This is a genomic window from Bariatricus sp. SGI.161, assembly GCF_050313695.1.
Classification (GTDB): Bacteria; Bacillota; Clostridia; order Lachnospirales; family Lachnospiraceae; genus JAFBIX01.
Genome location: NZ_JBNPLX010000028.1, coordinates 20,776 through 34,280, shown reverse-complemented (window position 1 = coordinate 34,280; position 13,505 = coordinate 20,776). Strand labels below are relative to the sequence as shown.

Below are 13,505 nucleotides of genomic sequence, written 5' to 3'. Positions count from 1 at the left end.
TGTATGGACTAGTCATCCAGTCCATACACTTTTTTTGCATTTATTTCAGTCTGTTTTATGACCTCCTCACCGGTCATCCCCTTCAATCTTGCAATCTCTTCTGCAACATATTTGATATAAGAAGAATTATTACGCTTGCCACGGTTCGGTTCCGGTGCAAGATACGGGCAATCGGTCTCCAATACGATAGATTCCAGAGGAACCGCTTCTACTACTTGCTTTAACTTCTTGCCATTTTTGAAAGTGACAACTCCTCCGACCCCTATATAAAATCCTAACTTCACATATTCCAACGCCATCTCTTTTGACCCAGAATAACAATGAATGATTCCTTTCAGACCCTTCGCATATTCCTTCATGATCACGAACGTATCTTCAGCCGCATCCCGACTGTGAATATTCACCGGTAGATTCAACTCTCTCGCAAGCTCCAGCTGCCGGACAAACCACTCCTTCTGCACTTCGCGTGGCTCTACATCCCAGTAATAATCCAGCCCAATCTCACCAACCGCAACCACCTTCTCTTCCTGGCACCAGCCTTTCAGCACGGCAAACGTCTCCTCATTTAGATCGCCCACATGATCCGGGTGCACCCCGACCGCCGCATAGACAAACGGATACCGCGTCGCAAGCTCCATCGCCCTCTCGCAGCCTCTCAAAGACGCTCCCACATTCACAATCGTGCCAACACCAAGCGACGCCATAGAACCAAGAAGCTCCTCCCGGTCGTCATCAAACTGCTCATCATCATAATGCGCATGCGAATCAAAGATCATTGGGGACGGGGGTTTTTGAGTTTTCCTCCGTCCCAGATTAAAATCTCCCTGTCCCTTTTTCAATTTACCCTGTCCCCTTTTCAAATTACAACAATTTTGCGCGTAACTCTTCTGGTGTCTCCATCGACAGCATTGCCGGTGCAATATCGAACACGGTTCTTGCACCGCTTTCGCCTTTCTGTGACAGTCTGTAAGCTGCTCTTGCATAGGCAATTAAGACGCTCGCGGTAAATTCTGGATTGGAGTCCAATTTCAGAGAATACTCAATAACGTGTTTATTGCCTGCATTGCCAGTCTCACCGCTTCGGATAACGAATCCGCCGTGTGGCATCTTGCTGTGATTTTCCTTCAATTCTTCTTCAGTGATAAATGTTACCGTTGTGTCATATTCATCGAAATAATTTGGCATGGTCTTGATAGCTTCTTCGATTGCCTGAAGATCAGCGCCTTCTTCCGGTACCACATAACATTCACGGAGATGCTTTTCTCTTGTAGTAAGCTCCGGCTCACTTCCGCTTCTGACACGGTCAACTGCCTCTTCAATCGGAACTGTGTACTGGATGCCATTTTTCACTCCCGGCACACGACGAATCGCATCAGAATGTCCCTGGCTGACACCTTTGCCCCAGAATGTATACGTACTTCCCTGCACCAGAATGGACTCTGCATACAGACGATTCAGCGAGAACATACCCGGATCCCAACCTACGGAAATGATTCCAATCTTGCCGCCAGATTTTGCCTCGCGATCCATATTTGCAAAATATTCCGGAATCTTTGCGTGCGTGTCAAAACTATCAATGGTGTTAAAATTCTTCACAATCTCAGGACCCATAACCGGAAGATCCGTTGCAGAACCTCCACAAAGCACCATCACATCAATCTCATCCTTCATCGACAGCATGTCATCAAAACGCTTCACAGCCACACCCTCTGTGTGAATCTGCACACTCGCCGGATCTCTTCGTGTAAATACCGCTTTCAGCTCCATATCCTCATTGCGCGCAATCGCAAGCTCCACACCTCTGCCGATGTTACCATAACCTACAATACCAATTCTAATTTTCTCCATAATTCCTTCAAACCTCTTTCTTTCAAAAAGGTACACCCCGTTTTACAAAAAGGTACACCACATTTTTCATTTGGGGACGTAGACCTTTTAAAAAGGTCTACGTCCCCAAATTAACAAATTTCCGCCCCGGCGGGCATGTCTTTTTCTGGTGTCATCAATGCCAGATTGCCGTCTGCGTCTTCTGCGCACAGGAGCATGCCTTCGGACAACACGCCTGCTAATTTGGCTGGTTTTAAGTTTACAAGTACCATGACTTTTTTGCCGACCATTTCTTCTGGTTTGTAATGTGCCTTGATGCCGGATACGATCTGTTTTACCTGGCTTCCGATTTTTACCTGTGAGCACAGGAGTTTTCTGGACTTCGGAACTTCTTCACAGGCGATGATCTCTCCGACCTGGAACTGCATCTTCCCGAAGTCGTCGAAGGTGATCTCTGGTTTTGCTTCGATGTCTATGACTTCTTCTTCCTCTGCGGAAGCTTCTGGCTCTTCTTCTACCGGTGGATGAAGTTCTTCTACTTTTTTCATAACTTCATTGATGTCCAGTCTTGCGAAGAGAATCTCCGGTTTTTCGGTTACTTTGCCGTCGCCAAGCTGTGCCAGGATCTTTTCGGATGTCTCTGGCATGAAGGATTCCAGAAGTCTTGCGCCTGCTTTGATACTTTCAATCAGGTTGTAAAGCACGGTCTCCAGACGGTCTTTTTTCGCTTCGTCTTTTGCCAATGCCCATGGCATGGTCTCGTCGATGTATTTGTTGCAGCGTTTGAACAGTGTGAAGATCTCGGTAATGGCATCTGCCACACGAAGATTCTCCATCTTGGCATCTACTGCCTTTGGTGTATTGTCTCTTACTGCTTTCAGATCGGCATCTACTGCCTTTTCTTCTTCTGTCTCAGCAACACCTTTGTCGGTCACTACACCGCCGAAGTATTTATTGGTCATGGAAATGGTTCTGTTAACCAGGTTTCCTAATGTATTTGCAAGGTCAGAGTTCATACGCTCTACCATCAATTCCCAGGAGATAACACCGTCATTTTCAAATGGCATCTCGTGGAGTACGAAGTAACGTACGGCATCTACTCCGAAGAAATCTACCAGTTCGTCAGCGTAAAGCACATTTCCTTTGGATTTGCTCATCTTTCCATCTCCCTGCAGAAGCCATGGATGACCAAATACCTGTTTCGGAAGTGGCAGATCCAGTGCCATCAGGAAGATTGGCCAGTAAATGGTATGGAAGCGGATAATGTCTTTTCCGATCAGATGCAGGTCTGCCGGCCAGTTCTTCTTGAACTGTTCTGTGCTGTCACCGTCACAGTCGTATCCGATTCCGGTGATGTAGTTGGTCAGCGCATCCAGCCATACATAGACAACATGCTTTGGATCAAAATCTACTGGAATTCCCCACTTGAAGGAGGTTCTGGATACACACAGATCCTGAAGTCCCGGAAGCAGGAAGTTGTTCATCATCTCATTTTTGCGGGATACCGGCTGAATGAATTCCGGATGTGTATTAATATGCTCAATCAGGCGGTCTGCGTATTTGCTCATTCTGAAGAAATATGCTTCTTCCTTGGCTGGTTTTACTTCTCGTCCGCAGTCCGGACATTTGCCGTCTACTAACTGTGATTCTGTCCAGAAGGACTCGCAAGGAGTACAGTACAGACCTTCATAGGATCCTTTGTAAATGTCTCCCTGGTCATATAATTTTTTGAAAATCTTCTGAACCTGTTTCTCATGATCTTCATCCGTTGTGCGGATAAATTTATCATAAGAAGTGTTCATCAGATCCCAGATTCTCTTGATCTCTCCGGCCACATTATCGACGTATTCCTTCGGTGTGATGCCTGCCTCCTGCGCTTTCAGCTCAATCTTCTGACCGTGCTCATCGGTACCGGTCTGGAAAAATACATCATATCCCTGGCTGCGTTTGTAACGTGCAATCGCATCTGCCAGCACGATCTCATAGGTATTTCCAATATGCGGTTTGCCGGATGTATAGGCAATCGCCGTTGTGATATAATATTTTGGTTTATCGCTCATAATTCCCTCTCCTTTTTCATTGTTCATAAATATGTCTGACGCACAAGACGGTTATTTTCGCAGATGTTCTCTCTTCTACTTCATGACCACAAAATGCCACCACAAAATACCCCCACAGATCATCCTACAGATTATTTTATAAATCGTATAGAATAAAAAACGCCTTCTCTGAATGTTCCAGATCTTATATCCGGAAAATTCAGAGAAGACGAGAAATCCCGCGTTACCACTTCTGTTTACCTCCTGCCTCACGGCAGAAAGCCTTATTGGGTGTCGAAAACATCCTGCCGCTGTAAAGGGCGGTTCCCTTCATGAACTTACGATGTTGTGCGCCTCGCACTTCTTACTCCGCTCATCCACGCCGCTCCAAAGCCATCTTCTGCCATATTCCATCCATCCCTCTCAGCCTTCGGATCTCTATCCCCGGGAATTCTCTGTAGGACTTCCTATTGCATACTCTCTTCATCACTGCGTTTACATATTTATCCGTAGTAAAAATCGTAGCATAACGAGGGCTTCGATGTCAAGATATGCCAGAGAATAAAAGCCCATTTTTCCACATTTTCATAAGTCAGATAACAGGCCAGCCATCTCACAACTGCAGATCCAATGCCTTAAAATGCATAAAGCGCATCTTTGGCTCCTTTTCTTCGACAAAAAACCGATCCAGCACGCGACAGGTCTTTTGAAACCATGCAAGACGCTCTTCTTCGTTTGTTTTATCACATAACGCTTCATACAATTGAATGACACGAATCAATAGCCAGTCCAGCCGCTCTCCGCCGGCCATGGTATGTTCTTCACAAAGTGGAAGATACCCCAGAAATGCAAGTTGTTGATTTATTTTGTCCAATGTAAGCTGTGGAAGATTAAAGATGATCAGATGCCGCAGCATGGTCTTTCTCGGGATCTCACCTAATAATTTCATCTGTCTTGCAAATTCCGATTCATAACTTGTACTGGTAATATGACGTAGCAGAATATCAGAATCCGCTGGAACGACCGTATCTATATAATGAAATGCATCCGTAAAATACAGATGCCTCAGACAGGCCTGCGGATTTTCCGGGGAAATGTTCAGACAGGCCATTCTCTCTGGTGATGCATTTTGGATATACGTATATGCCAATTTCTTCATATAATCTTTCTTTTCCCGGTAACGGACATCCGACAAATCCATTGACGCATCATAGACATCCAGACACCGGTCATAGTAATTCTGCAGTAAGTAAGCCATTTCTTCCGGCAACAGCTCCAAAGCCTTCCCCAGGCACAGACACTGCTCCCGGTTCGCCGGCGCATATCTGCCGGTCCGCCAATACCGTATCTTCAAAGCTTCTGAAGATTTTGCCGGTGCACGTCCATACATACGCTCATAGAGAAAAGCATCCGTTTCCTGCTTGTTTTTAAGCTGATATTTGCAGCGAATCCGCACATGCCTCTCCTTAAGCCACTCAAGTTCCGGGCGTTCCTGCATCCCCATATGGATGCACTCCCTTGCAAGCGCAAGAACTCCCTCTGTTGTATATAAATGATTCATTCTTTCATCCTCCAGATAACATTCGCACTTTGCTGTGTGTAAATTCACATTTCTCACACACATCCCTGCTACTATAACTTTATTCGCATTAGGAAGACCTACAGGGACACCAACGCCGGAAATCAATTGGTAATAAAAATGTTAAATTTCACCTTATTGATGGGAAAACCTAGAAATGCTAGACTTCTATCATGTATGAATATCTCTATCATTCTAAGAAAGGAAGAAACACATATATGAAAAAATGGATGAGAAAATTATGTGGGGTGTCACTGGCATTGGCAGTGGCCTGCAGTATGATGATCACCTTACCTGTTTTTGCTGAAGGGGAAGGAGAATCCATCATCTCTGTTGCCGGTGTACCTAAAGATGCAATCATGGCTGGAAGCAAACTGGATCTTATCTTCTCGATCGATTCCGAAGAAGTAGAAGATTACACAGACCTCTATCTTGTTATAAGCGGACCTTTTACCTCCACCGAGGGAACTACAGACGAAGATGGGTATATTACGATTAATCTTGAGAATACGAACCCAGTAACTGTACCCGTAATAATCAATTCAGATGCTTACCCCGGGGAATCTGGCGGTGAAGTTGACTTATATGGTACTTATGTAGATTCTGAGACAGGTGGATCTGAAGAGCCTGAATTCATTGACTGGAATTTCTTTGACCTTACAATCCAGCAGATCTTCTCTATCGAACTGACTCAATGGAATCCAATCAACGAGGCAGTTGCCGGAACCCCTTACCCATTTGCTGTAACGGTTACAAATAATACGGATTCTCCGTTGAAAGATATCACGGTTACAGCCGGAGGGCTGAATTTCTTCACAGAACTCTATCATTGGAAGGCAATCATTGATTACGAGGCAATGGAAGGAGTAACGATTGACAGTCCTGATGCGGTAATACAAAGTCTTGCCCCAAAGGCATCCGTCACAATCAAAGGTACGATTACTTTCCCTGCCGAATCAATCGGTGATGATACACACCTCTACATTGATGTGAGCTGCAACGATTTCGAAGATTATTTAAACGGTTACGGCAATCTTACAGATAGTTATCATTTCCCGATAGTCGCTTCACCATCCTCTGGCAATCAGGGTGGACAAGGCAATGGTTCTCAGGGCTTCGCCGGGCAGAATACAAATGGACAGAATACCGGTACTTCAACTGCTGTTGTGGATAATGTAGCTAACACTGCAAATGCTTCTTCCGTAGTTAAAACCGGAGACCCTGCCGAGACAGCAGCACCTCTGGCAGCTCTACTCATAGCAGCATCTGCAATTATAATCGTCTTGAGAAAAAGAAGAACTGTTTAAACGGATATCAAACAGCTTAAGTAAAAAAAGACATCGATATGTTTCTTAATTACTAAATAAGATTCATCTCGATGTCTTTCTCTTATCCTTCTTCCGATACATTTTACATGGGCTGCATTTAGAATTTTCTGCATTGCAAAATAATTTCCCGCATATAGTGATACAAATCATTTTTTCAGGGACCGTCATGACAAAAATCTCTAAGAAACGCTCTGTGGCAATTGTTTTTTCTATTGCCATTCTTTTCTTCTTATCCGCAGAGCTGTTCCTACATCTCGACAAAAGCGAAGATCAGCGTTTTCTTGAATATACACATCAACTTTTCTGCACGGAAGTCTCCGGCAGTACCATCACACTTCACTATACATTAAAAGATCCCGAATCCTTTGGAATCACGGATGCCCCGGTAACCTACGGTACTTGTACTACTGACACCGGAGCCATCTGCGCTTCTGCGGAAAATGCACTTGCACTTCTTCAATCTTACGACCGCAGCCGCCTTTCCGATGAAAACCAACTCACCTATGATATACTGGAGGACAGTCTGGCGGATACTCTGGCAGAATCTAAATATGCACTGTACGAAGAACCTCTGGCGCCTCTGACCGGCACCCAGTCTCAGCTTCCGGTACTTCTGTCGGAATATCAGTTCTATGGCTCTTCCGATATCGATACCTACCTGGAACTTTTGACCAAAACACCAGAATATTTCCGTTCTATTATCGAATTTGAAAATGAAAAATCCGAGATGGGGCTATTTATGGCTTCTTACTCCGCCGATGACATTATCAAAGAATGCCAGGCATTTATCAATATGGGGAATTCCAATTATCTCTATTCTTCTTTCGAAGAACGACTGGATTCTCTGGATCTTACGGATGCACAGCGCAATACATATATAGAAGAAAATTCCCGATGTATCGAGGAATACATTTTCCCGGCATATAAAGAGTTAATAGAAGGCCTGACCGCACTGCGCGGCAGCGGAAAGAACCATAATGGACTCTGCTATCTGCCAGACGGAAAGAAATATTACGAGGTTCTGGTCGCCAGTGAGACCGGCTCCTCCCGCAGCATTCCAGAACTTCAGCAATTGACACAAAATCAGATGATCGATGATCTCACGGCTATGCAAGAAGTGTTGACCCAGGAACAATCCGCCACCGAAGAAGCTTCCGTCTCTTCCGACATATTTAAAACACAGGGGGCGATCCTGGAAGACTCCAATCCCGCTGCCATCCTGACAACGCTAGAATCCAAATTGGAGGAAGACTTTCCTGAGCCGCCACAGGTGAATACGCAGATCAAATACGTCCAAAAATCCATGGAAGAGTATCTTAGTCCGGCTTTCTATATGATTCCAGCCATCGACAACACCGAAAACAACGTCATCTACATCAATCAGGGACATCTGCCCGACGATCTGTCCCTGTTCACGACCCTTGCCCACGAAGGATACCCCGGCCATCTGTACCAGACCACCTACTTCGCCAGCCAGAATCCAGATCCCATCCGCACGCTTCTGAATTACGGTGGTTACACCGAAGGCTGGGCCACCTACAGCGAGATGCTGAGCTATTACTACGCTCCCATCTCCAAAGCACAGGCCACACTTCTGCAGAAGAATAGCTCCGTTATCCTCGGACTCTACGCCCTCGCCGACATGGGCATCCACTACGACGGCTGGACCCTGGTCGACACCGTATCCTTCTTCCGAAGCTACGGAATCACCGATACCAATACCATCGAAGATATCTTCCACCTAATCATAGCCGATCCCGGAAACTATCTGAAATATTATATTGGATATGTCGAATTTCTGGAATTAAAAAAAGAAGCAATCGAAAAATGGGGAAGTGAATTCACACAAGAAAGATTCCACAAAGCCGTGCTCGACATCGGGCCAGCGTCATTTGAAGAATTGGGGACGGGGGTTTTTTCATTTTCCTCCGTCCCAGATTAAATTTACCGTGTCCCTTTTTGATTTTACCCTGTCCCTTTTTGTAATTTTTACCCCAATACTACCATTATTGTGAATCTCGCTGAAAGCAACTGTGCATTACTTTATTTACTGTGTTATACTAAAAATTACTTAACTATGAAAAAGAATGGAGATTTTTATATGAAGCTAACAATATTAGGAACCGGAAATGCTGCCGTATCAGAATGCTACAATACTTGCTTTGCCATTTCGGATGGCGACAGACATTTTCTGGTGGATGCCGGCGGCGGAAATCGGATATTAAAAGTCTTAAAAGATACTGGAATCGAGATTGCTGACATTCATGATATCTTTGTTACTCACGAGCATGTGGATCATGTTCTTGGGATCATCTGGCTGATTCGCATTATCGGTCAGAAAATAAATCAGGGTAAATATGACGGTGACTTACATATCTACTGCCACAGAGAATTGTCTGAAAAAATTCAGTCAATCGCCAACATGACCATTCAACAAAAGGTCTGCAGACATATGGGCGAAAGAATTCGGTTTGATATTGTAGAAAATGGTGACCAGCGCGAAATCCTTGACTGTCCGATAACCTTTTTTGACATTGCTTCTACAAAGGCGAAACAATTTGGATTTACCATGCGGCTGAATAATGGCAAAAAATTCACTTGCGTTGGAGACGAACCATACAACGAAGTCAATTTTGAATATGTAAAAGGCAGTGATTGGCTCTTACATGAAGCCTTCTGTCTGTTCGGCGAAGCGGACAAGTTCAAACCTTACGAAAAACACCACAGTACAGTAAAAGAGGCCTGCCAGCTTGCAGAAAAACTCGGGATTCCTAACCTTCTGCTCTATCATACCGAAGAATCACATCTGGCAGAACGGAAAAAACTATATACCGAAGAAGGTCGGCAATATTATCATGGAAATTTGTTTGTACCGGAGGATTTAGAGACTTTCACACTTTAAAGTGTTTCATTTTCCTCGGACTACCATAAAATTTAAGAATTGCATTCGTCAGATTTGTTGAATTTTATGTCGGAAATTGTTATGATAAAAGAAATTTAACAGGGAGGGATCGCTTGTGTCTGAAGAAGTAAATATGGTTAAAGAAGAGAATATCGAAAGCAAGTCTGATGCAAATAAAATCGTGCCGATTGGAAATAAATCAAATTCAATAGAAGCAGAATCGCAGATAACAGCAGATAATTCTGTTAATCCAGTACCTGACGGAGATGTAGATTCTGCTGCAGCAAAAGAATCTATTGCGGCTGAACGTTCAGAATCTTCTACAGAATCTGCAACATCAAATGAATCTACAACGTCTCACACTACAGAGCAAAAAGCTTCCTATGAATACGACGATTTCGATCATATAGATTGCGATGAAGAAGAAAAACCACGTAGGCATTTCTTCCGTTCCCGCGCCCGTGATGTTGAGAACACAAGGGACAAATTGATTCTTTCGCGTATTAAAGATGAGAATCTGATGGATTATCTCAAGTTAGAGCAACAACGATTAGAATTTCTGCAACAGGCAAAAGAAGTGAAAGAGAAGCGACTGCTGATCGCTTTCCAGCTAACGATCTCTCTGGCGGCCATCGTTGCTATCGTATACCTGCTCAAAGACAATCCAACGATTTTGATAAGCATTTTATATATTGTCGGTATCATCGCCGCCTTGAATATTTGGAAAAATCCACGCAGCAAGAACAAGGATAAAGACAAATAGTAAAATTAATAGTGATTAGATACATATTCTAAGGGCTGTCATAGACAGTCCTTTTTCATTCTATATTCATATTTTCCTCAGACCATCATCCCGGCTAGGATCACACTTGCAATCAGTCCGGCAAATGTAGCAAACATGGCACCTCCCAGTGTATATCTTGTTTTCGTTACTTTCGCCGTCATAAAGTACACACTCATTGTATAAAAAATAGTTTCTGTGCACGACATACTGATAGATGCAATCAGTCCAATATAAGAATCTGTGCCATACTCCTTATATACATCCAACAAAAGTCCCGTTGCGGCCGATGAAGAAAACATCTTCACGACTGTAAGCGGCACCAATTCACCGGGAAAGCCTATGTACTCAGAAAATCTCCCAATAATATCTGACAAAAAATCAAGGAACCCCGAAGCCCTCAATACCCCCACTGCAACCATTAACCCTACCAATGTCGGAAGAATCTTAATCACCGTATAAAATCCACTTTTCGCCCCCTTAATAAAAGTATCATAGACATCCACCTTCATCAAAACACCATAACTTACAATTCCAAAGATAACAAGCGGAACAATAAAATCCGTCACATACATCAAGATTTTCACATAAGTTCCCCATTTCATATTTCCCATATAGTTGCTTACATTATATGTAGGGACAGGGTTTTTTATAATTGAAAATCTTTCTTACTACGCATATACTACTTATTAGGGTTTTTATGATATAAAATACTATAAATTGTGATGGTGATAGATATGAAAACATGTAACATAAAAACACATAACATGAAAACGCAACAGAAGAAGGATTTTGGTCAGGGAAGTATTGCTGCAAATATTTTGCGTCTTGCAATTCCTATGACTTTGGCGCAACTAATTAATGTCTTATATAATGTCATTGACCGGATCTACATCGGTCATATCCCGCATACTTCCACAGAAGCTTTGACTGGAATTGGACTGACTCTGCCTATTATTACGATCATCACTGCTTTTGCCAATCTATTTGGCATGGGCGGAGCTCCTTTATTTTCCATGTCCCGCGGCGCCAGGGAAACGGAACGTGCGCAGAAGATCATGGGAAATTCTTTTACTATGCTTTTATTATCTGGAACGGTCCTGGCCATTTTGTGTTTTGTATTTAAGCATCCGTTATTATATCTTTTCGGTGCCAGTGATGTTACTTATCCTTACGCTGATGCTTATCTTCGCATTTACCTGCTGGGAACATTATTTGTCATGACCAGCCTTGGTATGAACAATTTTATCAACGCTCAGGGATTCGGGATTACCGGAATGTTGACTGTTTCAATCGGTGCTGTCCTCAATCTGATATTAGACCCAATATTTATCTTTGGTCTCCACATGGGTGTTCAAGGCGCCGCCTTGGCCACCATTATTTCCCAATGCGTTTCTTCCATCTGGGTCTTTCATTTTCTCATCGGACAAAAAGCAATTATCAAATTGACCAGGAAATCTATGACACTGCAGCCATCGCTGATCAAAGAGATTACCGCTCTTGGCATGGCTGGATTTATTATGGCAATTACTAACGGTTCTGTCCAGATTATCTGTAACGCAACTTTGCAGAAATATGGCGGCGACTTATACGTTGGAATCATGACCGTTATCAACTCTGTCCGCGAGATTATTACTATGCCGGTTAATGGAATGACAAGCGGTGCTCAACCCGTAATGAGCTTTAATTATGGCGCCAAAAAATACGACCGAGTAAAATCTGCCATAAAATTTACCACCCTATTCTGTATCCTTTTTTCCCTCGCAGCATGGGCACTGCTATTCTTCTTCCCGCGCTTTTTTATCCACCTGTTCAACAGCGATCCTGAACTTTTGGAAAAAGGCGTACCCGCCATGCATTTATACTTTTTCGGAATCTTTATGATGGCTTTACAATTTGCCGGTCAATCCACCTTCACCGCATTGGGTAAATATCGCCACGCAGTCTTTTTCTCCTTATTCCGAAAAGCAATTATCGTAATTCCACTCACTTTATGGCTTCCAACAATTGCTAACCTCGGAACAAATGGCGTATTTCTGGCAGAACCCATATCCAATTTTGTAGGTGGAACAGCCTGCTTCGTTACAATGATATTCACAGTATGGAGAAAATTAGAGAAAAGCGACAAATAGGTACAGGGCATTTTTCATTTGGGTACACCACATTTGTAAATTGGGGACGTAGTACTTTTGCAAAGTACTACGTCCCCAATTTACAACATATCCTATACTAAAAGCTTTGCAAGGTGTTTATTATGTTGAATTATCTTTGGGCAGCTATGATTCTTCTTGGAATTATTTTTGCAGCTTTTACAGGCCGTATGCCGGATATTACCAATGCTGCTATTGATTCCTCCAAGGAGGCTATCTCTTTGTGTATTACTATGATGGGGGTCATGTCTCTCTGGGTGGGACTAATGGAAATTGCCGAGAAAGCGGGGCTGATTCAAAGTGCATCCCGCAGAATCCGACCGTTGATTCGCTTTTTATTTCCCAATCTTCCGGTAGGGCATCCTGCTGAGGAGCATATCACAACGAACCTGATCGCTAATGTATTAGGGCTTGGATGGGCAGCGACTCCGGCGGGCCTGCGGGCAATGGAGGAACTTGGTCGATTGGAGGAGGATCGAAGGAGCGGGCGTCAGCCGGGACCAATTCAAAAAAGGGGTGTGGCAAGCAATGAGATGTGCACGTTTTTGATCATTAACATTTCTTCTTTGCAATTGATTCCTGTAAATGTTATTGCTTACCGCAGTCAGTATGGGAGTGTGAATCCAGCAGCCATCGTGGGCGCCGGGATTATCGCAACATCCATAAGTACATTGGCTGCATTACTCTATTGTAAGATTATGGACCACTCATAAGCTGTGAAAACTTGCTGCCCGAGGGCTTTCTCCAAAAGTACGGCAACGAAATAGGGATACCTGACGCACATTTGTCGGTATCCCCTATCTATTTCTTCCATTACAGTCTTAATTCATTTTTTCAGCATTGCGTAACATCATGGGTTATCTGGTGCAAACTGCAAAGCTTTCATCGTATACTTCCTT

11 protein-coding genes are annotated in these 13,505 nt (G+C 43.6%); 6 read left to right on the top strand and 5 right to left on the bottom strand.

The window, feature by feature from the left end; translation table 11 throughout:
* Positions 1-8: 8 nt before the first annotated feature.
* From ACQRBH_RS14125 to ACQRBH_RS14110, 4 genes are all read right to left on the bottom strand, one after another.
* Positions 9-776 carry a TatD family hydrolase gene (locus tag ACQRBH_RS14125; RefSeq protein ID WP_427744721.1) on the bottom strand — a complete coding sequence of 256 codons (768 nt, stop codon included), beginning with the start codon at positions 774-776 and terminating at the stop codon, positions 9-11.
* An 85-nt stretch (positions 777-861) separates the two neighbouring features.
* Positions 862-1,848, bottom strand: coding sequence for a diaminopimelate dehydrogenase (locus tag ACQRBH_RS14120; protein WP_427762202.1), 987 nt, complete (start codon positions 1,846-1,848; stop codon positions 862-864).
* Positions 1,849-1,958: 110 nt separating this feature from the next.
* Positions 1,959-3,887, bottom strand: a complete 1,929-nt coding sequence (gene metG / locus ACQRBH_RS14115; RefSeq protein WP_235232469.1) for a methionine--tRNA ligase — start codon at positions 3,885-3,887, stop codon at positions 1,959-1,961.
* 592 nt (positions 3,888-4,479) lie between these two features.
* A complete protein-coding gene (locus ACQRBH_RS14110) occupies positions 4,480-5,427 on the bottom strand; it encodes a hypothetical protein (protein WP_427762201.1) in 948 nt (315 codons plus the stop codon).
* Positions 5,428-5,663: 236 nt separating this feature from the next.
* Between ACQRBH_RS14110 and ACQRBH_RS14105 the strand changes: the two genes are divergently transcribed.
* The 4 genes from ACQRBH_RS14105 (at position 5,664) to ACQRBH_RS14090 (ending at position 10,438) form a co-directional block, all read left to right on the top strand.
* Positions 5,664-6,752, top strand: coding sequence for a hypothetical protein (locus ACQRBH_RS14105; RefSeq protein WP_427762200.1), 1,089 nt, complete (start codon positions 5,664-5,666; stop codon positions 6,750-6,752).
* A 187-nt stretch (positions 6,753-6,939) separates the two neighbouring features.
* Positions 6,940-8,715: a DUF885 domain-containing protein gene (locus tag ACQRBH_RS14100; protein WP_427762198.1), complete on the top strand. Its 1,776-nt coding sequence runs from the start codon at positions 6,940-6,942 to the stop codon at positions 8,713-8,715.
* A gap of 159 nt (positions 8,716-8,874) precedes the next feature.
* On the top strand, positions 8,875-9,675 hold the full coding sequence (locus ACQRBH_RS14095; RefSeq protein WP_427762197.1) for an MBL fold metallo-hydrolase: 801 nt from the start codon (positions 8,875-8,877) through the stop codon (positions 9,673-9,675).
* Between the two features lie 115 nt (positions 9,676-9,790).
* Positions 9,791-10,438 (top strand): hypothetical protein, encoded by a 648-nt coding sequence (locus tag ACQRBH_RS14090; protein WP_427762196.1) that lies wholly within the window; start codon positions 9,791-9,793, stop codon positions 10,436-10,438.
* 77 nt (positions 10,439-10,515) lie between these two features.
* On the opposite strand, the gene ACQRBH_RS14085 is transcribed toward ACQRBH_RS14090, so the two are convergent.
* Positions 10,516-11,043, bottom strand: coding sequence for a spore maturation protein (locus tag ACQRBH_RS14085; protein WP_427762194.1), 528 nt, complete (start codon positions 11,041-11,043; stop codon positions 10,516-10,518).
* 150 nt (positions 11,044-11,193) lie between these two features.
* Here ACQRBH_RS14085 and ACQRBH_RS14080 point away from each other — a divergent pair, with 150 nt between their 5' ends.
* Complete coding sequence (locus ACQRBH_RS14080) at positions 11,194-12,588, top strand: MATE family efflux transporter (RefSeq protein ID WP_427762193.1); 1,395 nt, start codon at positions 11,194-11,196, stop codon at positions 12,586-12,588.
* A 122-nt stretch (positions 12,589-12,710) separates the two neighbouring features.
* Positions 12,711-13,319 carry a nucleoside recognition protein gene (locus tag ACQRBH_RS14075; protein WP_235232477.1) on the top strand — a complete coding sequence of 203 codons (609 nt, stop codon included), beginning with the start codon at positions 12,711-12,713 and terminating at the stop codon, positions 13,317-13,319.
* Positions 13,320-13,505 lie beyond the last annotated feature (186 nt).

Coding starts and splice junctions, on each gene's coding strand:
- ACQRBH_RS14125 (WP_427744721.1), bottom strand. CDS start 776: ATGATCTTTGATTCGCATGCGCATTATGATGATGAGCAGTTTGATGAC.
- ACQRBH_RS14120 (WP_427762202.1), bottom strand. CDS start 1,848: ATGGAGAAAATTAGAATTGGTATTGTAGGTTATGGTAACATCGGCAGA.
- metG (WP_235232469.1), bottom strand. CDS start 3,887: ATGAGCGATAAACCAAAATATTATATCACAACGGCGATTGCCTATACA.
- ACQRBH_RS14110 (WP_427762201.1), bottom strand. CDS start 5,427: ATGAATCATTTATATACAACAGAGGGAGTTCTTGCGCTTGCAAGGGAG.
- ACQRBH_RS14105 (WP_427762200.1), top strand. CDS start 5,664: ATGAAAAAATGGATGAGAAAATTATGTGGGGTGTCACTGGCATTGGCA.
- ACQRBH_RS14100 (WP_427762198.1), top strand. CDS start 6,940: ATGACAAAAATCTCTAAGAAACGCTCTGTGGCAATTGTTTTTTCTATT.
- ACQRBH_RS14095 (WP_427762197.1), top strand. CDS start 8,875: ATGAAGCTAACAATATTAGGAACCGGAAATGCTGCCGTATCAGAATGC.
- ACQRBH_RS14080 (WP_427762193.1), top strand. CDS start 11,194: ATGAAAACATGTAACATAAAAACACATAACATGAAAACGCAACAGAAG.
- ACQRBH_RS14075 (WP_235232477.1), top strand. CDS start 12,711: ATGTTGAATTATCTTTGGGCAGCTATGATTCTTCTTGGAATTATTTTT.